We start from the raw sequence: 24806 nt of genomic DNA on the forward strand, positions 1-24806 counted from the left end.
GCGCTCAGCCGGTCTGCTGGGCGGCGGCCCGTCCCGCCGCCCGCCCGGAGAACAGACAGCCGCCGAGGAAGGTGCCCTCCAGCGCGTTGTAGCCGTGCACGCCGCCACCGCCGAAGCCAGCCACCTCACCGGCCGCGTACAGGCCCCCCACCGGCTGCCCGTCGACGCCGAGCGCCCGGGAGTCCAGGTCGGTCTGGATGCCGCCGAGGGTCTTGCGGGTGAGGATGTGCAGCTTGACGCCGATCAGCGGGCCCGCCGACGGGTCGAGGATGCGGTGCGGGGTGGCGACCCGGCCGAGACGGTCGCCGATGTAGCGGCGGGCGTTGCGGATGCCCTGCACCTGGGCGTCCTTGCTGTAGGAGTTGGCGAGTTGGAGGTCGCGGGCCTCGATCTGGCGGCGCACCGTGGCCGCGTCGAGCAGCGGCTTCTCGGTCAACCCGTTCATCTTCTCGACGAGCTGCTCCAGGTTGGGGGCGGTCACGAAGTCCGCGCCCTTGCGCAGGAACGCGTCGACCGGTCCCGGCGCACCCTTGCCGAGCACGCGTTCCTTGAGGAAGCCCGCCCGGTCCTTGGCGGTGATGTCGGGGTTCTGCTCGGAGCCGGAGAGCGCGAACTCCTTCTCGATGATCTTCTGGGTGAGGATGAACCAGGAGTGGTCGTATCCGGCGATGTCCTCGGTGGTGCGCAGGTACTTGAGGGTGCCGAGGGTGTCGTAGCCGGGCAGGCACGGGTCGGGCAGCCGGCGGCCGAGCGCGTCGAACCACATCGAGGACGGTCCGGGCAGGATGCGGATGCCGTGTCCGGGCCAGATCGGGTCCCAGTTCTGCAGGCCCTCGGTGTAGTGCCACATCCGGTCGCGGTTGACCAGCCGTACGCCCGCCTGCGCGCTGATGTCGAGCATCCGGCCGTCGACGTAGGCGGGGACTCCGGTGACCATCTCGGCGGGCGGGGTGCCGAGGCGCTCGGGCCAGTAGCGGCGGACGATGTCGTGGTCGGCGCCGATGCCGCCGGTGGTGACGACGACGGCCTGGGCGGTGAGCTCGAAGTCGCCGACGCGGTCGCGGTTGGACTTCACGCCCCGGGCCGAGGTGTCCTCGGCGAGGACGGTGCCGCGCACCCCGCGCGCCTGGCCGTCCTCGATGACGAGCTCGTCGACCTGGTGGCGGTAGTAGAAGGTCAGCAGCCCGTCACGGGCGGCCTGCTTGGCGTAGCCCACGAAGGGTTCCACCACGCCGGTGCCGGTGCCCCAGGCGATGTGGAAGCGGGGTACGGAGTTGCCGTGGCCGTGGGCGCGGAGGTCGCCGCGCTCGGCCCAGCCGACGGTGGGCAGGAACTTGATGCCGTGCCCCTCCAGCCAGGACCGTTTCTCGCCCGCCGCGAACTCGACGTAGGCCCGCGCCCAGCGCACCGCCCAGGAGTCCTCGTCGTCCACGCGGTCGAACCCGGCGCTGCCCTGCCAGTCGTTCCAGGCCAGCTCGAAGGAGTCCTTGATCTTCAGGCGCCGCTGCTCCGGTGAGTCGACCAGGAACAGCCCGCCGAACGACCAGAAGGCCTGTCCGCCCAGGTTGTTGGAGTTCTCCTGGTCCACCAGGGCGACCCGGCGGCCCCTGCTGGTGAGTTCATGTGCGGCAACGAGACCCGCGAGGCCCGCTCCGACGACGATGACGTCGGCATCCATGCGACCGTTCCCTTCTTCATTCGGGGGTGCCGCTGCCGTCGGTCAGCAGGGCGGTGAGCAGTTGCTTGAGCCAGGCGCGGGCGCTGTCGACGTCCTTGTCCAGCAGCAGTTGGGTGGTGACCCCGTCGTAGGCGGCGACGACCGCACGGGCGGCGCCGTCGATGCCGTCGAACACGGCGGGCAGTGCGGTGTGCCCGGTGGCCCGGGCGAGCCGGTCGGCGATGGCCGCGCGCAGTCGCTCGCGGTGCTCCAGCAGGCTCTGCGCGACGGCCGGGTCCCGGGCCGCGTGCACCAGGAAGTCGGTCTTCACCAGCAGCCAGTCCACATCGAGCAGCAGCACCTCGGTGACCCGGTCCACGGACTCCGGTACGTCGAGCGCGGGTCCGTCCAGTGCCAGCGCCCCGGCGACCTGCTCGGCGATCAGGTCGGCGCGCTGCCGGTAGAGGGCGAAGAACAGCTCGTCGAGGCTGTCGAAGTTCGAGTAGAAGGCGCCCCGGCTGTAGCCGGCGGCTTCGCAGACCTCCTCGATCGAGACCCGGCCGAACCCTTTGGCGGCGAACACCTCGAAGGCGGCGTCGAGCAGATTGGCCCGTGTCCGCACGCGACGCCTGGTCACGCGCCGTGCCGTCCGCTCCGCCACCATGGCCGTCCCTTCGTTCGATACGGGAATGTATCCGATACACCAGTGCATCGAAAGGTCAGCGGCAGCGCCGTTTATCCATGGGAACAGATTTTCGATTACGGAGTACGCTGGACCCATGACCACGCACCTCCAGGGCTCCCTCTTCGACCAGACGGACCAGCTGGAGCTCGGCTCCCTCGACGGGATCCGCCGGACCGGGCTCGCCCGGGGCGCCTGGATCGATGTACTGCCGGGCTGGCTCAGCGGCTCCGACACCCTGTTCGAACAGCTCGCCACGGACGTGCCCTGGCGCGCCGAGCGCCGGAAGATGTACGACCAGGTCGTCGACGTACCCCGACTGCTCGCCTTTTACGGCGCGCACGACCCGCTGCCGCATCCCGTGCTGGACGAGGCAAGGGCGGCGCTCACGGCGCACTACGCCGAGGAGCTGGGCGAGCCGTTCACCACGGCGGGGCTCTGCTACTACCGCGACGGCCGGGACAGCGTCGCCTGGCACGGCGACCGGATCGGCCGGGGTGCGCGCGAGGACACGATGGTCGCGATCGTTTCGGTGGGCGCACCCCGGGACCTGCTGCTGCGCCCGATGGGCGGCGGCGAGACCGTACGCCGGCCCCTCGGCCACGGCGACCTGATCGTGATGGGCGGCTCCTGCCAGCGGACGTGGGAGCACGCGATCCCGAAGAGCTCGCGCGCCGCCGGCCCGCGCATCAGCATCCAGTTCCGCCCGCACGGCGTGAATTGAGTTCTGGTTTGCTGTTCCCGTCGGGCAGGAACCTCGGGATGCGGGACGATCATGCGGGCAGACGTGCGCCAAGTCGCCGACGGCACCTATCTGGTGCACGGCAGCAACACCAACTGGGTCATCCTCTCCGAGGGGGACGCGGTCACGCTGATCGACACCGGGTATCCCGGGGACCGGGAGCAGGTGCTCGCCTCCCTTGCCCAGGTGGGGAGTTCACCGGAGGCCGTGGCTGCCGTACTGATCACGCACGCCCACAACGACCACGTGGGTTCGGCCGAGTTCCTGCGCGCCACGTACGGCGCGCCGGTGCTGCTGCACGAGGCCGAAATGCCGCACGCGCGGCGGGAGTTCCTGCATCAGGTGTCCGTCGGGCAGGTGCTGAGGAACGGCTGGCGGCCGGGTGTCCTGCCGTGGGCGCTGCACGCGCTCCGCTCCGGCGGCAAGGCCCATGTTCCGGTCACCGCGCCTCAGGCGCTCGCGATGGACGCCCCGCTCGACCTGCCCGGCCGGCCGGTGCCCGTGCACACGCCGGGCCACACCAACGGCCACTGCGCCTTCCACCTGCCGCACACCGGCGTACTGATCGCGGGCGACGCCCTGGTGAGCGGACACCCGACGTCCCGGATCAAGGGTCCGCATCTGCTGCCGGACATGTTCCACCACGAGCGCGCTCGCGCCATGGCCTCGCTGGATCTGCTCGGCGCCCTGGAGGCCGACCTGCTCCTGCCCGGCCACGGCCCCGTCCATCGCGGTCCGGTCCGTGAAGCGGCACTTCAGGCCCGGGAGCGTGCCGTCTAGGCTGAGCTGACGATCACCGGCGAGACGAGGACACCCCGCCCATGGCTCTGCAGATCAGCGCGACCAACCCCGAGCACCCCGCGCTCCTGTTGGAGCTGCCGTGGCACCTGCCGCTGGAGGAGTGGCCGGAGGAGTACCTCGTGCCGCTGCCGCGCGGTATCTCCCGGCACGTCGTGCGCTACGCCCGCGCCGGCGACGAGGTGATCGCGGTCAAGGAGCTGGCCGAACGGCCCGCGCTGCGCGAGTACGAGCTGCTGCGCGACCTGGACCGGATCGGCATCCCGGCGGTGGACCCCCTCGCCGTCGTCACCGGACGCGTCGACGCCGACGGCGGTCCCCTGGAGTCGGTGCTGGTCACCCGGCACCTCGGCGGCTCCATGCCGTACCGCTCGATGTTCGAGACGACGATGCGCCCGGCGACCATGCACCGCCTGATGGACGCGCTGGCGGTGCTGCTGGTGCGGCTGCACCTGGCCGGGTTCGCCTGGGGCGACTGCTCGCTGTCCAACACGCTCTTCCGGCGCGACGCGGGCGCGTACGCCGCCTATCTCGTCGATGCCGAGACCGGCGACCTGCACCCGCGGCTCAGCTCCGGGCAGCGCGACTACGACCTCGATCTCGCCCGGGTCAACATCAGCGGTGAGCTGCTGGACCTGGAGGCGTCCGGGGCGCTGCATCCCTCGGTGGACCCGATCGAGTTCGGCACCGAGATATGCGCCCGCTACCAGGGCCTGTGGCAGGAACTGACCCGCACCTCGGTCTATCCGGCGGGCAAGTACCACTACATAGAGCGCCGCATACGCCGCCTGAACGACCTCGGCTTCGACGTCGCGGAGATGCAGATCGACCACTCCTCCAACGGCGACACCGTCACCTTCGTCCCCAAGGTCGTCGACGCCGGCCACCACCAGCGCCAACTGCTGCGCCTGACGGGTCTGGACACCGAGGAGAACCAGGCCCGGCGGCTGCTGAACGACCTGGAGAGCTGGATGGCCACCCAGGACGACTACGCCCCGGGCGACCCCCTCGCCGCCCGCCCCGAGGTCCTCGCCCATCGCTGGGTGCGGGACGTGTTCCGCCCCACGGTGCGGGCGGTCCCGCTCGAACTGCGCGGCTCGATGGACCCGGCGGAGCTCTACCACGAACTCCTCGAACACCGTTGGTACCTGTCCGAGCGCGCACAGCACGACATCGGCCTGGACACGGCCGTACGCGACTACGTCGAGAGCATCCTGCCCAAGCTGCGCGAAACGCTCCCGGGCGCGGGCTGACTCAAGAGGCGGGCGGCACCACGGCCACCGGGCAGTCCGCGTGGTGCAGCACGCCGTGCGCGACCGAGCCGATCCGCGCACCCACGGCCGTACGGTGGGCGCGACGCCCGACGACCATCAGCTGGGCCCGTCCCGCCACCGACAGCAGCACCTGCCCCGCACTGCCCATCTCCACGTGCTCCACGACACGGACGTCCGGGAACCGCTCCCGCCACGGCTGCACCGCCGCGGCCAGCGCCTTCTTCTCGTACGGCTCGAGACCGCCCGCTTCGTCGAGCAGCTTGAGTGAGGACGGGCTGTACGCGAACAGCGGCGGCAGCGTCCAGGCGCGCACCGCCCGCACGGTAGCTCCGCGCGCCGCAGCCGTCTCGAACGCGAACCGCAGCGCCGCCGCGCTGTCCTCCGGCTCGCCCTGCTGACCCACGACGACCTCGTGCGCGGCGGCCTCGACTGAGGGCCGGTCCCCGGCGCGCACCAGCACGACGGGCCGCTCGGCCTCGACGATCACCTGCTGCCCGACGGAGCCGAGCAGGAACCCGACGACGGCGCCGTGCCCCCGCGACCCGAGCACGAGCATCTCGGCGTCCACGGCGGCGGCGACCAGCGCGTCGACGGGCCCGCCTTCCAGTACGTCGGTCGACACCTCAAGACCGGGATGCCGCTCACCGATGTCCCGAGCGGCCTGCGCCACCGCCTCCCGCGCCCACTGGGCCTGCGCGTCCGGATCGGCCTCCTCGACGGCCTCCAACGGCTGGAACCGCCAGGCATGCACCACCCGCAGCGCCAGCCCCCGCCGAACCGCCTCACGGGCCGCCCACCCCACTGCGGCCACGCTCTCCTCGGTTCCGTCGAATCCTGCCGTGATCGGGCGCGTCATGGCGGGTGCCTCCCTGTGTCGCGGTCACGTCCGTGCTCCCAGTCTTCACTACCCTGCTCCCATGGCTTCGGAGCGGGAACAAGACCGCTGACGACGCGGTGCGACGGAGGTCGGACGCATGGGCAAGGTGGTCTGCGACATCACGGTCACGGCCGACGGGTACTCGGCCGGGCTCAACCAGTCTGAGGAACGCCCGTTCGGCGACGACGGCGGCGACGGCTCGGGCGCTCAGCTGCATGCCTGGATGTTCGACACTCCCGACGAGAACCGGGCGGAGATCGACCGGCTGGCCGCCGCCAAGGCCTTCATCATGGGGCGCAACATGTTCGGCCCCGTGCGCGGCGCGTGGGATCGGCAGTGGAACGGCTGGTGGGGCGACAATCCGCCGTTCCACGCGCCGGTGTTCGTGCTCACCCACCACGCGCGCGAGCCGCAGCCGATGGACGGCGGCACCACGTACTACTTCGTCACCGACGGAATCGAGTCGGCCCTGGCACAGGCACGCGCGGCGGCCGGCGGCGGCGAGGTCCTGATCCACGGCGGCGCGACCACCATCAACCAGTACCTCGCCGCCGGCCTGGTCGACGAGCTGCGACTGCACATCGTGCCGTTCACGCTCGGCGCCGGCACCCGGGTGTTCGACGGGGTCCCGCCGCTGAAGCTGGAGCAGGTGACATCCCGGGCGGCGAGTCTGGTCACGCACGTGACCTACCGCGTGCTGTCCTGACCGCAGGGGCCCTCCCCCATACCTGAGCGAAGCCGGACGATCGAACATACGATGGCCACAGTCGGCCCGGTGGCTGTCGTCGCCGTGCCGGGGCACCGGAACCACTCGGGGTGGGAGTCGTATGGCACAGGCCGCCGAATCCGCGCGGGCCGTCATCATGACCGTGGACGACGACCCGGGGGTCTCCCGTGCCGTCGCGCGGGATCTGCGGCGGCGCTACGGCGAGTCGTACCGGATCGTGCGGGCCGAGTCCGGGGAATCCGCGCTGGAGGCGCTGCGGGAGCTGAAGCTGCGCGGCGATCTCGTGGCGGTGATTCTGGCCGACTACCGGATGCCGCAGATGAACGGCATCGAGTTCCTCGAACGGGCCATGGACATCCATCCCGGCGCCCGGCGGATCCTGCTCACCGCGTACGCCGACACCAGCGCGGCCATCGACGCCATCAATGTCGTCGATCTCGATCATTATCTGCTCAAGCCCTGGGATCCGCCCGAGGAGAAGCTCTACCCCGTCCTGGACGACCTGCTGGAGGCCTGGCGGTGCAGTGACTACCGGCCCGTTCCCGCGACCAAGGTCGTCGGGCACCGGTGGTCGGCCCGGTCGTCCGACGTACGGGAGTTCCTCGCCCGGAATCAGGTGCCCTATCGCTGGTACTCCGCCGACGAGCCCGAGGGGCAGCGACTGCTCGCCGCCGCGGGGCAGGACGGGCGGCGGCTGCCTCTGGTGATCACGCCGGAGGGGACTCCGCTGGTCGAGCCGGATGTGCCGGAGCTCGCCTCGCATGTCGGTCTCGCGACCACGCCGACCGCCGACTTCTACGACCTCGTCGTCATCGGCGGCGGGCCCGCCGGGCTCGGGGCCGCGGTGTACGGGGCGTCCGAGGGGCTGCGGACGGTGTTGGTGGAGCGATCGGCCACCGGCGGGCAGGCCGGGCAGAGCTCGCGGATCGAGAACTATCTCGGGTTCCCGGACGGGGTGTCCGGCGCCCAGCTCACCGACCGGGCCCGCCGCCAGGCCGCCAAGTTCGGTGCCGAGGTCCTCACCGCGCGCGAGGTCACCGGCCTGGAGGTCAGCGGCGCCGCGCGCATCGTGCGGTTCTCGGACGGTTCGGCCATCGCCGCGCACAGCGTGATCCTGGCGACCGGTGTGTCGTACCGGCAGCTCCGGGCGCCCGGCTGTGCCGAACTGACCAGCTGCGGAGTGTTCTACGGCTCCGCGCTGACCGAGGCGCCCTCCTGCCAGGGCCAGGACGTGTACATCGTCGGCGGCGCCAACTCCGCGGGACAGGCGGCGATGTATCTGTCCAAGGGGGCGAAGTCGGTGACGCTGCTGGTGCGCGGGGCGGATCTGTCGGCGTCGATGTCGCACTATCTGATCCAGCAGATCAACGAGGCGCCCAACATCTCGGTCCGCCCGCGGACGGTCGTCGACGCCGCCCACGGCGACGGTCACCTCGAACAGCTGACGCTGCGCGACACGGAGACCGGGGACATCGAACTCGTCGACGCGCACTGGCTGTTCGTGTTCATCGGCGCCGCTCCGCTGACCGACTGGCTGGACGGCACCGTGCTGCGCGACAGCGGCGGCTTCATCCTCGCCGGGCCCGACCTCACCCCCGACGGACGGCCGCCGGCGGACTGGGAGCTGGACCGGCCGCCGTACCACCTGGAGACCAATGTGCCCGGCGTCTTCGTGGCCGGCGACGCGCGCGCCGAGTCCGCCAAGCGGGTCGCGTCCGCCGTAGGAGAGGGAGCCATGGCCGTGATGCTCGTCCACCGTTATCTGGAGCAGTCGTGAGCGGGCAGCCCGTGCCGTGCAGCCCCGCGGAGATCGGCTCGCTGTTCCTGTTCGAGAAGCTCTCCCCCGAGCAGCTCGGCAGGCTGTGCGCCGAGGGGCGGGTGGAGAGGTTCGAGCCGGGGCCGGTGTACGCCGAGGGCGATCCGGCCACCTGCTTCTACGTCATGATCGAGGGCACCGTCATCCTGTCCCGCCGGGTCGGCGCGGACGATGTGGAAGTGATCCGCAGCTCCCAGCGCGGGGTGTATTCGGGGGCCATGCAGGCCTACCTCGGGGACCGGGCGCGGCAGGTCTACAACAACTCCATGCGCGTGACGGAGCCGACGCGGTTCTTCGTGCTGCCCGCCGACACCTTCGCGGCCATCATGCGGGAGTGGTTCCCGATGGCCGTGCATCTGCTGGAGGGGCTGTTCTTCGGCTCGAAGGCCACCCAGCGGGTCATCGGGCAGCGTGAACGGCTGCTGGCGCTCGGCTCGTTGTCCGCGGGGCTCACCCACGAGCTCAACAATCCCGCCGCCGCGGCCGTACGGGCCACCGCCACCCTGCGCGAGCGGGTGGCGAAGATGCGGCACAAGCTGGCCGTGATCTCCTCCGGTCCGTACCCGCGCGAGAGCCTGGCCAGTCTCATCGACATCCAGGAGCGCACCGCCGAACGCGTCGGCAAGGCGCCCACCTTGAGCCCGCTGGAGGCCGCCGACCGCGAGGACGCGCTCACCGACTGGCTCGACGACCAGGGCATCCCGGAAGGCTGGCGTCTCGCGCCGACCTTCGTCCAGGCCGGGCTCGACGTCGACTGGCTGGAGCAGGTCGCCGCGGCCGTGGACGAGGACATCCTTCCCGGGGCGATCGGCTGGCTCAACTACACCGTCGAGACCGAGCTGTTGATGGACGAGATCGCGGACTCCACAACCCGTATCTCGCACCTGGTCGACGCCGCCAAGCAGTACTCCCAGCTCGACCGCGCCCCCTTCCGCAGCGTGGACGTCCATGAACTCCTCGACAGCACCCTGCTGATGCTCTCCGGGAAGATCGGCCCGCAGATCAAGGTCGTCAAGGAGTACGACCACGCCCTCCCGGAGATCCCCGCGTACCCGGCGGAGCTCAACCAGGTGTGGACCAACCTCATCGACAACGCGGTCTCCGCCATCAACAGCGCGGGCGGAGAAGGCACGTTGATCGTGCGGACGGCATCGGACCACGACCGGCTGCTGGTGGAGTTCCGCGACACCGGCGTCGGTATCCCGCCGGAGAACCGCGGGCGGATCTTCGATCCCTTCTTCACCACCAAGCCGGTCGGCGAGGGCACCGGGCTCGGTCTGGACATCTCCTGGCGGATCGTGGTCAACAAGCATCACGGCACGCTCCAGGTCGAGTCCGAGCCGGGTGACACGCGGTTCCAGGTGCTGCTTCCGCTCACCGCTGCCGCGGAGGACGACACGAACGAGGAGTCCGTATGACCAACGGTATCGATCCCAGTGTTCCGCCCAGCGGCGCCGGGTGCGTGGAGTGCGACGAGCACGGGGGGTGGTGGTTCCATCTGCGGCGGTGTGCGCAGTGCGGGCACGTGGGGTGCTGTGACTCCTCTCCTGCGAAGCATGCCACCGAGCATTTCAAGGCCACGGGGCATCCTGTGGTGCAGAGTTTCGAACCGGGTGAGGGGTGGTTCTGGGACTACGGCTCGTCCGAGCTGTATGAGTCGGGGCCGGAGTTGGCTCCGCCGGTGAGTCATCCGGTGGATCAGCCTTCGCCGGGGCCTGCGGGGCGAGTTCCTTCGGACTGGGCCCAGGTATTGAAGGGCGCCTAGGAGTTCGGGGCTGCGCGTCTCGTCGGCGGGTGCGGGCTCGTCGTGGTTTCTCGCGCCCACGCTTCAGAGCCGCATATCGGCGCAGTCCCGCGCCCCTCCAGGTCGGACAAGCGTGCCAGGATGAGGCTGTGCCGCAGATCATGTCGCCCTCTCCTCTCGTCGGTCGGGATCAAGAACTCGCCCGGCTCCTTGGTGTGCTTGAGCGGGCCCGTGGCGGTGAGGCTCGGGCCGTGCTTGTTGCCGGGGATGCCGGGGTCGGTAAGACGCGGGTGCTGGACGAGGTGGCCTCGCGGGCCACGACGGACGGAATGACCGTCCTCACCGGGCACTGCGTTGATCTCGGTGATGTCGGTCTGCCGTATCTGCCGTTCACCGAAGTGTTGGGGGTGCTCGCCGGGGAGCCGCGATTCGCGGAGGTCATGGCCGCGCATCCGGTGGTCGGTCGGATCCTGGGGACCGCCGAGCGGGATTCCAGCGGGCGACTGCAACTGTTCGAAGGGATGGCCGCACTGCTGGCCGACCTTGCGGACGTGGCCCCGCTGCTGCTCGTCCTGGAAGACCTGCACTGGGCCGATCAGTCCTCCCGGGATCTGCTGCGATTCCTGCTCAGCCGGGGTGTGCTGCAACGGTCGGCGGGCGGGGTCGCGGTGCTGGCCTCCTACCGTGCGGACGATCTGCACCGGCGGCATCCCTTGCGCCCACTGCTGGCCGAGCTCGTACGGCTGCCCGCGGTGGAGCGGCTTGAGCTGCGGCCGCTGGCCGACGCCGAGGTGACCCGGCTGGTGCGGGCTCTGGAGGAGCGTCCGCTGCCGGAGACCACGGTCCGCCGGATCGTCGAGCGGGCCGAGGGCAACGCCTTCTACGCCGAGGAACTGCTCGCGGCCACGGACACCGAGGCCGGCGGTGTGCCGAGCGGTCTTGCCGATGTCCTGCTGATCCGGTTCGAGCAACTGTCCGACACCGCCCAGCAGGTGCTGCGCACCGCCGCGGTCGCCGGGCGGCGCGTCGAGCACGACCTGCTGCGGGACGCCGCGGGCCTGCCCGAGGGCGAGCTGGAGTCGGCGCTGCGCGAGGCCCTGGGACGCCAACTGCTGGTCCCGGGGGACGGCGACACGTACTCCTTCCGGCACGCCCTCGCACGCGAGGCGGTCTACGCCGATCTGCTGCCGGGCGAACGGTCCCGGCTGCACGGCGCGTTCGCCCGGCTGCTGGCAGGGCGGCCCCGGCGCGCCGAGACCGCCGCCGAGCGCGCCCACCACTACCGCGAGAGCCACGACCTGGCCGAGGCGCTCACCGCCTCGCTGGAGGCCGCCGACCACGCCCACCGGGTCGGCGCTCCCGCCGAGGAGCTACGGCATCTGGAGGCCGCGCTCGACCTGTGGCCGGCGGTGGAGCCGTCCGCGCGGCCCTCGGGCGAGGGCAGCGACCGGGTGACGCTCACCCTGCGCGCCTCCTCCGCGGCGGCGCACGCCGGTGAGGCGCACCGCGCGGTCGCGCTGACCCGGGCCGCGCTGGCGGGCGTCGACCAGGAGGCGGACTCGGAACTGGCCGCCCGGGTCCGTTACACGCTCGCGGGCAATCTGATGACCGTCGACAACCTGAGCGCGGCCTACGCCCACAGCAGCGAGGCGCTCGCCCTGATCCCCGCCGAGCCCCCGTCGCCCACCTGGGTATGGGCGGCCGCCACCCATGTGCTGGCGGCACGTCAGGTCGGGGAGAACGACACGGCGTTGCGGGTGGCCCGCGAGGCGCTGGCCGTCGCCGAGCGGTTGGGGGTGGCGGACGCCCGGGCCGATCTGCTCATCTCCCTGGCGATCCTCGAAGGTGACGGCCGGCGCAGCCCCGAGGGCCGGGAGCGGCTGCGCGAGGCCCGGGACCTGGCGCGGACTTCGGGCAACGCGCCGGTGGAGCTGCGCGCCCTGCTCCACTTCGCCATGGGCAGTTACGAGGCGGGCGAGCTGGAGGAGTGCCTGCCGTGGCTGACCGAGGGTCTCGACCGCGCCCGCCGCGCCGGGCTGCTGTCCTCGACGTATCCGATGGAGATGCGCTATCTGCGGCTGCTGGTGATGTACACGCTGGGCCGCTGGGACGAGTGCGTCCGGGCCGCGGCGAGCGACACCGACGTGCTGCCGACGGCGGGCGGGTACACGTCCGGGCCCGCCTGGTACGTGTCTCTGGCCCGCGGTGACCTGCAGGCCGCCGAGCGGGCCCGGGCGCTGCTGGTGGGGCCGTTCGACTGGATGGGCACGCTGGTCGCGGGCATCGTGCTGACCGACGCCGCCGGGCTGGCGGGCGATGCGGAGGCGGCGGTCGAGCGCATGCGGTCCACGGTCGACGCGCTCACCGACGACGCGGGGTTCCGCCCCGATGTGACGGTGCGGCTCGCCGCTCTCGCGCTGTCCGCCGTGGCCGACCGGGCCGCCGAGCTGCGGCGCAGCGGCGACGAGGCCGGGGCCGGGCGGTGTGCGGACACGGCGACGGAGCTCATGGAGCTGGCGCGGGACTCGGCCATGCAGAGCGCGGACCGGGCGCCGCAGGGGCCCGAGGGTATGGCGTGGCTGGCCCGTGCCGAGGCGGAGTGGCTGCGGGCGACTTCGGGGCCGGACGCGGAGTCCTGGGGCAAGGTGGTGGCCGCGTTCGACTACGGCGACGCCTACGAGCTGGCGCGCTGCCGGCTCCGGTACGCCGAGGCCCTGTTGACGGCCGAGCGGCGCGAGGAGGCGGCCGTCGAGGCGGCGGCGGTACGGGAGACCGCCGCGCGGCTCGGCGCACTGCCGCTGCTGGAGCGGGTGGATGCGCTGATCCGCCGGGGCCGTCTGTCGGACACGCGGGACCACACCACCTCGCCGCTGACCGCCCGGGAGCAGGACGTACTGCGACTGCTGGCCCGTGGCCGCAGCAACCGGCAGATCGGCGAGGAACTGTTCATCAGCGGCAAGACGGCGAGCGTCCACGTCTCCAACATCCTCGCCAAGCTGGGCGCGGCGAGCCGTGGCGAGGCGGTGGCCATCGCCTACCGCGAGGGCCTGATCGCACCGGAGCCGACGGCATCCGGCTGAGCCTCCGCACGCCTCGTACGGGTGAGCCATATCCGCATATGACCTGAATGACCATCTTTTCTTCTCTCCCTGGCACTACTGTGCGTCGCCGTGACGATGTGTCAGAAGAACTGGGAGAGGACTCGGATGGTCTCAGCAACGGTGGGCAAGGGCACGGCGTTGGGGGCTGCGGCCCTCCTCTCCCTCCTGGCGGTCCCGGCGCACGCGGCACCCCAGGAACCCGAGCCCGACCTCGCGGCCCTGCGCGGCGTCCTGCGCACGGCGATGCAGCAGGGCGCGCCCGGCGCGATGGCCCGCATCGACGACCACGGCACGGTCTCCAAGACGGCCGCGGGCATCGCCGACCGGAAGACCCTGCGCGCTCTCGGCACCACCGACCGGTTCCGCATCGGCAGTGTCACCAAGACCTTCTCCGCCGTCGTCCTGCTGCAACTCGTCGACGAGAAGAAGCTGAAGCTCGACGCCTCGGTCAACCGCTATCTGCCCGGGCTGCTGCCCGACGACCGGATCACCGTGCGCCACGTCCTGAGCCACCGCAGTGGCCTGTACGACTACACCAACGACATGTTCGCGAAGACGGTTCCCGGCTTCGAGGCGGTCCGCACCAAGGTCTTCACCTACCGGCAGCTGATGGCGCGCTCCCTGGCCAGGCCGCGCACCACCGCGCCGGGCGGCGCCTACTCGTACTCCAACACCAACTTCGTCGTCGCCGGCATGCTCATCAAGATGCTGACCGGGAACTCCCTGCACACCGAGTACCAGAACCGGATCATCACGCCGCTGAAACTCAGCGACACCTTCTACGTCCATCCCGGCACGAAAATCCCGGGCCGGCACGCGCGTGGCTATCTCACCCCGGACACGCCCGGCGCCGCGCTGGTCGACGCCACCGAGCAGACGGTCTCCTGGGCGCAGAGCGCGGGCGCCGTCATCTCCAGCGCACGGGATCTGAACACCTTCCTGTCGGCCCTCCTCGGCGGCGAGCTGACGTCGTCGGCGCAACTGGCCCAGATGGAGCGGTGGGTGCCCGCGGGCTCGGGGCAGGCGTACGGGCTCGGGCTGCGGCGCCGGGATCTGTCGTGCGGGGTGTCGGTGTACGGGCACACGGGCGCCGTCCAGGGCTTCTACACCTACGCGTTCGCCACCAAGGACGGCCGGCGCTCGCTGGCGGCGCTCGCCAACACCTCCAACAACGGCACGGTGCACACCACCATGCTGGGGACGCTGGAGTCGGCGTTCTGCGGCAAGAAGGCGAAGGCGCCGCGCGGTTCCTCGGTCGGCGAGCGGGTCGATCCGGGCGCGCTCCTGCGCTGAGTTCGCGGGGCGGGAACCCTCGCGGTGCGGCGCACGTTTTCCGGACATCTCCCTCCGGAACGCGTACGACGACACCAGGACGGCCGATGAGCGAGTTGGTCCCCGGGGGCAATGTGCCCCTCCCGGGCGGCGCCGTGGCCGTCCGGGTGTCCGGCCCCTTCGATGTGTCCGCGCTGATCACGGACGACGGCGGCAAGGTCCGCGGTGACGGCGACTTCGTGTTCTACAACCAGCCGGCCGCCCCGGGAGCGCGGCTGCACGGCGACACGCTGACCGTCGACCCGGCGCGGCTGCGCGCGGGCGCCACCCGGGTCACGATCGTCATCAGCCCCACCGACCCCGGCACCGCCCTCGGCAGCCTCCCCGCTCCCCTGCTCCATGTCACCGGCCCGGGCGGTCGCACCCTCGCCCGGTTCGCCCCACCGCGCCCCCGGCAGGAGACGGTGCTGCTGCTCGCGGAGCTGTACCGGCGTGGCGGTAGTTGGAAGCTGCGGGCCCTGGGCCAGGGGTACGCGGACGGGCTGGCGGGCCTGGCCCGTGACTTCGGGGTGGAGGTCGCACAGGACGCGCCCGCCGACCCGGACGGGTTCGTCGGTCTCGTCAACTCCGCGCGGGCATCGGCCGGTTCACCGCCCATTACCCTTAACGCCCGTCTGGCCTCCGCCGCGCGCGACCATGCCACCGCCATGGCAGGGCGCGGCCGCCTGGACGGGGAGGGCCTCTACCGGCGCGTCACCGCCACCGGATACACGTATGTGACCGTCGGAGAGCACCTGGTGTCCGGCCCCCGCTCGCCCGCCGAGTTCGTGGACTACTGTCTGCGCTCCGACCGCTCCCGGCGCACGCTGCTCGACCCGGTCTTCCTCCATGCCGGACTGGCCCAGGTTCCCGCCCGCTCCGGCGAGGTCTATTGGACGGCGCTGTGGGCCCGCCCTTTCACCCCCGCGGATCTGGCCCGGACCGCCATGGAGGTCGTGGAGCTCACCAACCGGGAGCGGGCCGGGGCCGGTCTGCGCCCGCTGGCCGTCGACCCGGTCCTCACCACCGCCGCGCAGGCGCACAGCGCTGACATGGTCGCGCGTGCCTTCTACTCCCACACCTCGCCCGAGGGCAGCCAGCCCTGGGACCGGGCGGCCGCGGCGGGCTCCCGGCGGCGCTCCATCGGCGAGAACATAGCCTGCGGCCAGCGCTCCCCCGCCGAGGTCGTACGGGGCTGGATGAACAGCCCGGGCCACCGCGCCAACATCCTCAAGCGCGACTTCACCCACATCGGCATCGGCTTCGCGGGCGGCGGCGAAGCAGGCACGTACTGGACCCAACTCTTCGGCGCCTGACGCGGGGTGCCGCGCGATCTAGGCGGAAGGACATCGTCCGCGACACGATGCCCTTATGAAGGGTGACCTGTTTTCCAGCGAGCACATGGTCCAGCCCGCCACGGCGCCGGGCATGACGGTCGAGAACGCCAAGTGCATCAGATACGCGGTGAGCGGCGAGATGCTGGCCCGCCAGGGCGCGATGATCGCCTATCGGGGCAATCTCCAGTTCGAGCGCAAGGGCCAGGGCGTGGGCGGCATGCTCAAGCGTGCGGTCACCGGGGAGGGGTTGCCGCTGATGGCGGTGCGTGGACAGGGCGAGGCCTGGTTCGCGCACGAGGCGCAGAACTGCTTCCTCGTCGAGCTCGACCCCGGCGACGAGTTCACCGTCAACGGCCGCAACGTCCTGTGCTTCGACGCCTCGCTGTCGTACCGGATCGCGACCGTGAAGGGGGCCGGCATCACCGGCGGTGGCCTGTTCAACAGCGTGTTCACCGGGCAGGGCCGGCTGGGTCTGGTCTGCGACGGCAATCCGCTGGTGATCCCGGTGTCGGCGCAGTATCCGGTGTACGTCGACACGGACGCTGTGGTCGGCTGGAGCGCGGGCCTTGCGACCTCGCTGCACCGTTCGCAGTCCATAGGGTCGATGCTGCGCGGCGGCTCCGGGGAGGCCGTCCAGCTGATGCTGAGCGGGGAGGGCTATGTCGTCGTACGGCCGAGCGAGGCGACACCGCAGAAGGCCCAGCAGCACTGACGGTCCGTGAGGTGATCTACGCCTCACGGGCAACCCTGTCGGCTCCGTCCACGTCTTGATCGACAACAGATCACACCGCCCTGGTCCCCCTGGGGGGCCAGGGCTGGTTTCCGACGTTCTATACACGTCATGTATACGCTCAATGTATAGATGGGGTGTATACGGACCGAAAGGCATCCATGTACGGCAAGGCATTCGCCCCGGAGTACCAGGGCGCCCTGACCACCCTCTCCGTGAACTCCTCGCTGACCGACGTCCTGGCGGCCGGCACCGAGGAGTTGCGGGCCGCCGAGCGCACGGGGCGGCACGGCGAGGCGGCGCGCTCGGGGCTCGCGGTCGCCGAGGCGCACCGACGGCTGGGGCAGATCGGGGAGGCGGATCAGGCGTGGAAGGCGAGTTACCGCGCGGCCCGCCTGGCCGGGGACACCGCGGCGATGGCCTGGGCGCTGTGGAGCGGCGGCACCCTGGCCCGGCAGCGAGGCGAGTTCGCGCTGGCCCGGCGCCTGCTCCAGCTCGCCGCCGACCTCGGCGAGCGCGGCGGGGACGTCGTCGTCCGCGGATACTCACTGGCCGGCCTCGCCGAAACGGGCCGGATCCAGGGCGACTACGAGGCCGTCGCCCGGCTGCACGAGCAACTGCTCGCCGAGGCCCGGCGGCGCGGCGAGGCGCGGCACACCGTGTGGGCACTGGAGGGCATCGCACAGATCCACCGCAACACCGGCTCCTACGACACCGCGTACGCCCTGTTCGAGGAGGCTGCCGAGATCGCCGCGCGCGCCGAGGACCGGCGCGGGCACGCCTGGGCGCTGCGCGGGCTCGCCGACATCGTATCGGTGCGCGACGGGGACACCGAGCGGGCGCTCACGCTGCTGTCCGAGGCGGAGGCGATCTGCCGGGCGATGAACCTCTCCAGCGCGCTCGCCTACAACCACAAGATGCGCGGCAACGTCCTGTACCGAGCGGGTCGTTACGCCGAGGCCCGGGAGCTGTACGAGCAGGCGCTCGCCGAGTTCCGCGCGATGAGCGAACCGCGCGGTCAGGCCCTGGCCCGCCTGGGCCTGACCAAGTCCAGGGCCCGACTGGGCCGCGACCACGCCGAGACGGCGGCCGAACTGGCGGAACTGGCAGGGACGTTGGAACGGATCGGCCTCAAGCACGCCCGGGAAATGGTGGCCCGGGCGCAGGAGGAGCTCGGCGCGGAGGTCGTACGGTGACGGTCTTCCCCTCGACGGCGCCGCTGACCGGCGTCCAAGTACTGGACCGCTGCCGCGAGTTGGTCCGCCCCGCGCTCGCCGAGGCCGTGGGGCGGCTGCATCCCTGGGTGGGTGAGATGGCCGCGTACTCCTTCGGCTGGTGCGAGGTGGGCGGCGCACCGGTCACCGCCTCCGGGGGCAAGGGGGTGCGGCAGGCGCTGGCCGTGCTCTGCGCCGAGGCGGTGGGCGGTCCCACCGAGGCCGGGACGACGGCCGCGGTGGCGGTGGAGCTGGTGCACGCCTTCTCGCTACTGCACGACGACATCATGGACGGCGACACGGCCCGCCGCCGGCGCCCCACGGTGTGGAAGGCCTACGGCACCGGTCCGGCCGTCCTCACGGGCGACGCCCTGTTCGCGCTGGCCGTCGAGACGCTCGCCGCGGCACCCGGGGGCGCCGGCGCCGTACGGCTGCTGTCCGTGGCGCTCGGGGATCTGGTGCGCGGGCAGGCCGACGACCTGCTGTTCGCGACCCGCCCCTGGGCGGGACCGGAGCGGGTGCGGCCCGAGGAGTACCGGGCGATGGCCGAGCACAAGACGGGTGCGTTGCTGGGCTGTGCGGCCGCGTTGGGTGCCGCGCTCGGCGGGGCGCCGCCCGCGACGGTCGCCGCGCTGGACCGGGCCGGGCGGGACCTCGGCATCGCCTTCCAGATCGTCGACGACGTCCTCGGCATCTGGGGCGACCCCGCCATCACCGGCAAGCCCGTCCACGGCGATCTGCGGGAACGCAAGAAGACGTTCCCGGTGCTGGTCGCGCTCGACACTCCCCTGGCCCGGCGGCTGGCCGAACTCCTGGAATCCGGCGAGGATTCCGGCCTCGCGGCCGCGCTGATCGAACAGGCCGGCGGCCGGTCGGCCGCGCTGCGCGAGGCCCGGCGCCGGATCGCCGTCGCGGAGGCCGCCCTGGACGCCGTACCTCTGGAAGCGGGCGCGGCCGGGGAGTTGCGGTCGCTGCTGGACTTTCTGGTGCGACGCGACCTCTGATACGGGTGTTCGACTCCCCGGATGAACAAACGGGAATCGTCACATCTCGCGCGGCAAATCCTTGAACACACCCCGTCACACCCGCCGTACCTCTGGGAAAGGTGAGAGCCAGGGGTTCAGCGAGGGATGACCATGGTCAAGGCGCACGTCTCCACACCCGTGTTGGTCGCCGGGAGATACCGGCTCGTCGAGGTGGTCAGTCGGGAGACCAACCGCGTCTGCTGGTACGGCGAGGACATCGGGGTGGAGCGGCCCGTTCTGATCACACAGATCGGGCTGCCGGACGATCCGGGTGGGGAGGAGGCGCGCCGGATCACCGCGCGCGTCGTTCGGACCTCCGAGCGGATGGCGTTGATGGTTGCCGACCGGGTCGCCGAAGTCGTCGATGTCGTCGAGGAGTCGGGCACGCTCTGGGTGGTCACTCGGTGGATCGACGGTGTGCCGCTGAGCGAACTCCTTGCCCAGCGGGGCACGTTGAACTATGTCCGGGCCGCGCGCATCGGTCTGGAACTGCTCGACGTACTGGAGGCCGCGCACGGGCAGGGCATCACGCACGGCGAACTCAGCCCTGCCCAGGTGTTCGTGCGCGACGAGGGTTCCGTCGTCGTCACCGGTTTCGGGCTGGCCGGCGCCACCCTCGCGCCCCGGCTCTCCGCCCCCGCCTACGCCTCCCCCGAGCAGGCACGCGACGAGCGCTTCGGGCCGGCCACCGATATGTGGAGCCTGGGCGCGCTGCTCTACACCATGCTGGAGGGACGCCCGCCCTTCCGGGACCGGGGGCGGCCGGAGGCCACGCTGAAGGGCGTGGACCGGCTGCCGCTGCGCACCCCGGTGCGTGCCGGGCCGCTCACCCAGGCCGTGCAGGGCCTGCTGCGCAAGGACCCGGTGGAGCGGCTGCCCCGCCCGGTGGTCCGCGAGGCCCTCGTCCGCACCCTCGACGAGGAGACCGCGGTGGCGATGCCGAGCCCCCGGCTGCGCGGCCGTTACGCGCACTGCCCGGGCTGGAGCAACCGCACCATGATCGCCGGGACCGCGCTGGCGGTCGTCACCGTCGCGGTCGCCGTTCTCGCGGTGACCGACCGGCTGCCGGGCGGCTCGGACTCCCCCGCCGCGGGGGCGAAGCCCGGCGCGACGACCCCGTCCGCGACCGCTTCCGCCTCCCCCAGTCCGTCGGCCACGCCATCGCCCACCCCCACGGAATCGCCCTTTGGCCGCTACGACTCCCCCCAGGGCTTCTCCGTCACGCTCCCGGAGGGCTGGCAGCCGCTGAGCACCAACCGGGTCTCGGATCTGGCGTACCGGGTCGTCCTCGGCGCGGAGGGCGACCCACGGACGCTCACCGTCACCTACAGCGAACGGGTCGGCCCCGATCCCGTCGCCGTCTGGCGGGATGTGGAGCCCGGTCTGAAGCAGGCCGGCGGCTACCGGCGGATCGGCGAGATCCGGGCGACGACGTACCGGGGCCGGGAGGCCGCGGAGATGGAGTGGCTGGCGAACGCCGACGGCACCCGGGTCCGTACCTTCGGCCGGGGCTACCTCATCGGCGGCGGGCGCGGCTATTCGCTGCGCTGGACGGCGGCCGCGGCCGACTGGGACGACGCGGACAACCGCGAGGCCCTGGCCACCGCCCTGCGCACGTTCCAGGAGCCGTCAGACTGACCGGCGGGGCGCGCCCATCGCGCTGAGCGGCCGGGGGTGCAGCGGCTGGGTGCGCCAGCGTGCCGTGCACGTGCGGTCCGGCAGCGAGCAGGTCACGGCGAGACGGTGGGGCGTCTCCAGGAAGAGCACGTCCACCTCCAGTGTGTCGGCGTCGGTCCAGCCGCCGCTCACCGCGGTGGGGACCGGCGCCTCGGCGACGCTCCAGCCGCTGTCCGCGAGCCGCAGTTCCAGCCGGTGACCGTCCTCGACGAGGGTCAGCCGGTGGCCGTCCGGATCCGCGATGACCTCCGCGGAGATCCCGTCGGAGCCGAAGGAGACGGCGGACCACTCCTCCGGCGCGGCCTTTCCGGCGGCCGGTGACAGCGCGAGCCCGGCCAGCCGCTCGGCCAGGGCCGCGTCCGCCTCCTCCCGGCCGGGCAGCGGCGCGGGACCGAAGGCGGGCAGCAGATGCGTCCAGACCAGATCCAGCATCCGCTGCATCTCCACGGTGGCCGCGGTCGTGGCGATCACCACGTCGTGCTCGGGCAGGACCATACAGAACTGGCCATAGGCGCCGTCACCGCGGTAGCCGTGCCGAGACATCCAGAACTGCAGGCCGTACCCCTGCCGCCAGTCCGCGCCGCCCATCGGTCCCTGATCGTTCGCCGTGTGCAGGCGGGTGGCCTCGGCCACCCAGGACTCGGGCAGGACCTGCCGTCCGTCCCACATGCCGCGGCTCAGGTAGAGCTGTCCCAGCCGGGCGATCGCGTCGGTGGTGGCGTGCAGCCCGCTGAAGCCGAGCTCGCGCCCGGCCCGGTCCCGCAGCCACGCCACCTCGCCGATGCCTATCGGGTCGAAGAGCCGGGGGCGCAGATAGTCGGTGAGCGACTGGCCGGAGACGCGCTGGACGATCCTGGCGAGGGTGTAGGTGGTGGGCTGGTTGTAGGCGAACACGGTCCCCGGATCATGCTCCGGCGGGAGCCGGAGGAACCCTCGCACCAGCTCGTCGGGGTCCAGCGCACGGGCCCGCTCGACGGTCTCGGCCTCGTGTCCGCTGGCCATCGACGCCACGTGGCGCACCAGCATCGCGCGGCTGCGCGGGTCGGTGACGTCGGCGTCGAGCTCGGGGAAGTACGAGATCACCGGGTCGTCGAGCCGCAGCAGCCCCTCGGCGACGGCGAACCCGGCGGCGGTGGAGGTGAAGCTCTTGCTGAGCGAGTACAGCAACTGCGGGCGTTCGGCGGTGTACGGCGCCCACCAGCCGGAGGCGACGAGCCGGCCGTGCCGCATGATCATGAGGCTGTGCGGCTCGATGTCGGGGTCGGTTTCGAGGGCGTCGAGGAAGGCGTGGATGCCGGATGCTTCGACGCCCTGGGACGCGGGCGTGCTGGCGGGCAGTGCGCGTGTCGTCATGACGGCATCCTTACCCACCAGGCCGTTTTCCCGTGCCCGGGTCGGGGACTCGGGCCGCATGGTGCAAATCGGATACACGATGATGACCGAACAAGCCGGCCCCCGTGACCTCGTCGACCACGTGGTGCGCGCCGAAGAGGCGGGCTTCGATTTCTCCGTGACCTCGGACCACTACTTTCCCTGGCTGCGCTCGCAGGGTCACTCGCCGTACGCGTGGACCGTGCTCGGCGCGGCGGCCCAGGCGACTCGGCGGATGCCGCTGATGACCTATGTGACGTGTCCGACCTTCCGCTACCACCCGGCGGTGGTCGCGCAGAAGGCGGCCACGATGCAACTGCTGTCCGACGGCCGCTTCCGCCTCGGGCTCGGCTCCGGGGAGAACCTCAACGAGCATGTGGTGGGCGGTGGTTGGCCGTCCGTCGATGTGCGGCACGAGATGCTGGAGGAGGCGATCGGAATCATCCGGGCGCTCTTCGACGGCGGCCATGTCACCCATCACGGCGCCCACTACGACGTGGACTCGGCCCGCCTGTGGGACCTGCCCGAGCAGCCGCCGCCGATCGGCGTCGCCGTCTCCGGCGAACAGTCCTGCTCACTCGCGGGCCGGCTTGCCGACCTGGTGATCGCCACCGAGCCGAAGGCGGGTCTGCTGGAGGCCTTCGACCGGCACGGCGGCCAGGGCAAACCGCGTGTCGGCCAGCTGCCGGTGTGCCACGACCCCGACCGGGACACGGCGGTCAAGCGCGCCCATGCGCAGTTCCGCTGGTTCGGCGGTGGCTGGAAGGTCAACTCGGAGCTGCCGCACCCCGATTCCTTCGAGTCGGCCACCCAGTTCGTCACTCCGGACGACGTCTCCACCGCCATCCCGTGCGGCGACGACCCGGACGCCTTCGTCGAGGCCGTACGGCCGTACGCGGAGGCCGGGTTCGGCGAGATCGCCCTGGTGCAGATCGGCGGGGAGTCGCAGCCGGCCTATCTGGACTGGTCGGAGAAGACACTGCTGCCGGCGCTGCGGGACGCCTTCGGGTGACACACCCGGGGTCGGCAAACCGTCGCATGCAGGTGCATATAGGCTTGCCCGTCGGCACATGCAATCCGGCCCAGCCTCAGGAGAGTCCTCCGTGACCCTAGCCTTCGCCCCGTCCGAGTCGTCCCCCGCGCCGCTGTCCGACCTCGTCGCGCGGGACGCGCGTGAGTTCGGGGCGTACGCGCGCACCGGCGGGTGGGCCTTCGGCCTGATGGTGGCGCGCAGTGTGCGCCCCGGCGGTCAAGGCGCGGACGAGACGCCGAAGGTGTCGGCGAAGGAGTTCGCCGAGCTGGCCGGCTGCTCGCCCGAGCGAGTCATGCGCTACTACAAGGCCTGGGACCGGGCCGCCGACGACGGTCTCGTCCCGCACTTCGAGGCGCTCCAGCCGGGCGCGGCGGTGGAGCTGCCGGACGCCGACGTGTGGCTGAGCTACTACGTCTCCCGCAACAGCGCCACCTCCGAGCGGGGCACGGCCATCGCCGAGGCCGCCGAGGCGGAGGGCATCCGGCCGACGAAGGCGCTGGAGGTCGCGGAGAACCCCACCGCGCTGCGTGCCGCGATCCTCGCCGACCCTTCTACCGCCCGCGCGGCCCGCAGCGCGCTGCTCGACCGCATCAAGGAAGACCCGGAACTCCAGGCCGAGTTGGCCCGGGACGTGGTGCGCACCGACGATCTGAAGAAGGCCGTCGCCAGCGAGAGCCGGGCCGCCGACCGGATCGGCTACGTCCGCCAGATCGCGGAGTCCGGCCAGGTCAAGACCCCCGCCGGGCAGACCATCGACGCGCCCGCCGACCTCCGCCAGGAGGCCGAGCGGCATCTGTCCCTGCTCGACGAGCTGGACGAGGACGAGGACACCGGCGGGTGGGCCACCGAGGCCTACGACACCATGAAGACCCTCGTCGCCGAGACGGTGGAGGCCGACCCCGAGCTCCGCGTCCAGGAGCGGCGGACGAAGTTCTACAGCAGCCTGCAGCGGGCGACGAAGGTGTTCGAGGAGCTCACCTTCGATGATGTGCAGGAGTTCGTCGAGGACGACATGGTGCAGCAGTTGGAGGAGCTCCAGCAGGCGATCGCCTCGTGCATCACGGCGCTGCGCGGCGCCAAGGGAACCGGGGCGGCCGAGTAGCCGTACGCATGCCGCTGGGCGGCCCACTGCCGCCACGATGGGGCGGTGGGCGCGTCAGTCCCTCGACGTATAGCGGTGCCGGGTCCACCACGGCAGGACGAACCAGCAGATCAGGTACCACAGCACCACGCCCGCGACGAGCCAGGGCACGTAGCCGTCATCCGTGGCGACCCGCAGGATCAGCAGCAGCGAGGACGTCATCGTGGCCAGCAGCAGCACCAGCCCGACGAAGGTCAGCCGGGAGGCCCACTCCACGGCACGCGGTTTGATGCGGCGCCCGGACACCAGACGGTGCAGGGACACAGGTCCGATCAGGGCGCCGGTGGCGGCGGCGCCCAGGACGACGGTCACGATGTAGATGGTCTTCTCGGTGTCGCCCAGGTCGGCGTACGTAGGGGTGAACACGACGGTGAGCAGGAACGCGAACAGGATCTGCACACCCATCTGAGCCACCCGGACCTCCTGGATGAGCTCGGACCACATACGGTCGGCGCGCTCTTCCTCGGTCTCGTCGCGACCGGTGCGTCTCTCCGTTGCCTGCGACATGGGGTCCGGGTGACCCGGCGGTGATCGTTCAAACAGTTCTCG

Annotated in this window: 21 protein-coding genes; 16 read left to right on the top strand and 5 right to left on the bottom strand. The window is 71.6% G+C overall.

Annotated elements, in window-relative coordinates:
• Positions 1-4 precede the first annotated feature (4 nt).
• Together OHT76_RS02695 and OHT76_RS02700 are read right to left on the bottom strand one after the other, a co-directional pair.
• Positions 5-1678: an FAD-binding dehydrogenase gene (locus OHT76_RS02695; RefSeq protein ID WP_328869083.1), complete on the bottom strand. Its 1674-nt coding sequence runs from the start codon at positions 1676-1678 to the stop codon at positions 5-7.
• A 16-nt stretch (positions 1679-1694) separates the two neighbouring features.
• A complete protein-coding gene (locus OHT76_RS02700; protein WP_328869084.1) occupies positions 1695-2321 on the bottom strand; it encodes a TetR/AcrR family transcriptional regulator in 627 nt (208 codons plus the stop codon).
• A gap of 115 nt (positions 2322-2436) precedes the next feature.
• Between OHT76_RS02700 and OHT76_RS02705 the strand changes: the two genes are divergently transcribed.
• The 3 genes from OHT76_RS02705 to OHT76_RS02715 are packed head-to-tail and all read left to right on the top strand — an operon-like array spanning position 2437 to position 5132.
• Positions 2437-3063, top strand: a complete 627-nt coding sequence (locus tag OHT76_RS02705; protein WP_328869085.1) for an alpha-ketoglutarate-dependent dioxygenase AlkB — start codon at positions 2437-2439, stop codon at positions 3061-3063.
• 51 nt (positions 3064-3114) lie between these two features.
• Positions 3115-3861 carry an MBL fold metallo-hydrolase gene (locus OHT76_RS02710; protein ID WP_328869086.1) on the top strand — a complete coding sequence of 249 codons (747 nt, stop codon included), beginning with the start codon at positions 3115-3117 and terminating at the stop codon, positions 3859-3861.
• A 41-nt stretch (positions 3862-3902) separates the two neighbouring features.
• Complete coding sequence (locus OHT76_RS02715) at positions 3903-5132, top strand: DUF4032 domain-containing protein (RefSeq protein ID WP_328869087.1); 1230 nt, start codon at positions 3903-3905, stop codon at positions 5130-5132.
• Between the two features lies 1 nt (position 5133).
• Here the strand turns inward: OHT76_RS02715 and OHT76_RS02720 are convergent, their stop codons facing one another.
• Complete coding sequence (locus OHT76_RS02720) at positions 5134-6009, bottom strand: universal stress protein (RefSeq protein ID WP_328869088.1); 876 nt, start codon at positions 6007-6009, stop codon at positions 5134-5136.
• Positions 6010-6127: 118 nt separating this feature from the next.
• On the opposite strand from OHT76_RS02720, the gene OHT76_RS02725 reads away from it, so the two are divergent.
• The 11 genes from OHT76_RS02725 to OHT76_RS02775 all read left to right on the top strand — a co-directional run bounded on the left by OHT76_RS02725 (position 6128) and on the right by OHT76_RS02775 (position 20673).
• On the top strand, positions 6128-6736 hold the full coding sequence (locus OHT76_RS02725) for a dihydrofolate reductase family protein (RefSeq protein WP_328869089.1): 609 nt from the start codon (positions 6128-6130) through the stop codon (positions 6734-6736).
• Positions 6737-6857: 121 nt separating this feature from the next.
• Entirely contained in the window at positions 6858-8534 is a 1677-nt protein-coding gene (locus OHT76_RS02730; RefSeq protein WP_328869090.1) for an FAD-dependent oxidoreductase, read from the top strand.
• Positions 8531-9991: an ATP-binding protein gene (locus OHT76_RS02735; protein WP_328869091.1), complete on the top strand. Its 1461-nt coding sequence runs from the start codon at positions 8531-8533 to the stop codon at positions 9989-9991. Before OHT76_RS02730 ends, OHT76_RS02735 begins: the two co-directional genes overlap by 4 nt.
• Positions 9988-10338 carry a UBP-type zinc finger domain-containing protein gene (locus OHT76_RS02740; protein WP_328869092.1) on the top strand — a complete coding sequence of 117 codons (351 nt, stop codon included), beginning with the start codon at positions 9988-9990 and terminating at the stop codon, positions 10336-10338. The genes OHT76_RS02735 and OHT76_RS02740 overlap by 4 nt, the downstream gene beginning before the upstream one ends.
• Positions 10339-10478: 140 nt before the next feature.
• The gene (locus OHT76_RS02745; RefSeq protein WP_443049906.1) at positions 10479-13397 is read left to right on the top strand and encodes a helix-turn-helix transcriptional regulator; all 2919 of its coding nucleotides are present in this window, start codon (positions 10479-10481) and stop codon (positions 13395-13397) included.
• Between the two features lie 126 nt (positions 13398-13523).
• On the top strand, positions 13524-14711 hold the full coding sequence (locus OHT76_RS02750; protein ID WP_328869094.1) for a serine hydrolase domain-containing protein: 1188 nt from the start codon (positions 13524-13526) through the stop codon (positions 14709-14711).
• Positions 14712-14797: 86 nt separating this feature from the next.
• On the top strand, positions 14798-16045 hold the full coding sequence (locus OHT76_RS02755) for a CAP domain-containing protein (protein ID WP_328869095.1): 1248 nt from the start codon (positions 14798-14800) through the stop codon (positions 16043-16045).
• 55 nt (positions 16046-16100) lie between these two features.
• Positions 16101-16778, top strand: coding sequence for an AIM24 family protein (locus tag OHT76_RS02760; RefSeq protein WP_328869096.1), 678 nt, complete (start codon positions 16101-16103; stop codon positions 16776-16778).
• Between the two features lie 179 nt (positions 16779-16957).
• Positions 16958-17992 carry a tetratricopeptide repeat protein gene (locus OHT76_RS02765; RefSeq protein WP_328869097.1) on the top strand — a complete coding sequence of 345 codons (1035 nt, stop codon included), beginning with the start codon at positions 16958-16960 and terminating at the stop codon, positions 17990-17992.
• Positions 17989-19014, top strand: coding sequence for a polyprenyl synthetase family protein (locus OHT76_RS02770; protein ID WP_328869098.1), 1026 nt, complete (start codon positions 17989-17991; stop codon positions 19012-19014). Before OHT76_RS02765 ends, OHT76_RS02770 begins: the two co-directional genes overlap by 4 nt.
• 132 nt (positions 19015-19146) lie before the next feature.
• Positions 19147-20673, top strand: coding sequence for a serine/threonine-protein kinase (locus tag OHT76_RS02775; RefSeq protein WP_328876437.1), 1527 nt, complete (start codon positions 19147-19149; stop codon positions 20671-20673).
• Here the strand turns inward: OHT76_RS02775 and OHT76_RS02780 are convergent.
• Entirely contained in the window at positions 20665-22065 is a 1401-nt protein-coding gene (locus OHT76_RS02780; protein ID WP_328869099.1) for a serine hydrolase domain-containing protein, read from the bottom strand. The genes OHT76_RS02775 and OHT76_RS02780 overlap by 9 nt on opposite strands.
• 58 nt (positions 22066-22123) lie before the next feature.
• On the opposite strand from OHT76_RS02780, the gene OHT76_RS02785 reads away from it, so the two are divergent.
• Complete coding sequence (locus OHT76_RS02785; RefSeq protein WP_328869100.1) at positions 22124-23095, top strand: LLM class F420-dependent oxidoreductase; 972 nt, start codon at positions 22124-22126, stop codon at positions 23093-23095.
• Between the two features lie 91 nt (positions 23096-23186).
• Positions 23187-24218, top strand: a complete 1032-nt coding sequence (locus tag OHT76_RS02790; protein WP_443049698.1) for a hypothetical protein — start codon at positions 23187-23189, stop codon at positions 24216-24218.
• 54 nt (positions 24219-24272) lie between these two features.
• Here the strand turns inward: OHT76_RS02790 and OHT76_RS02795 are convergent, their stop codons facing one another.
• The gene (locus OHT76_RS02795; protein WP_328869102.1) at positions 24273-24764 is read right to left on the bottom strand and encodes a DUF6328 family protein; all 492 of its coding nucleotides are present in this window, start codon (positions 24762-24764) and stop codon (positions 24273-24275) included.
• Positions 24765-24806: the final 42 nt, after the last annotated feature.

Origin of the sequence: Streptomyces sp. NBC_00287 (assembly GCF_036173105.1) — a bacterium.
In the GTDB taxonomy this organism is placed as follows: domain Bacteria; phylum Actinomycetota; class Actinomycetes; order Streptomycetales; family Streptomycetaceae; genus Streptomyces.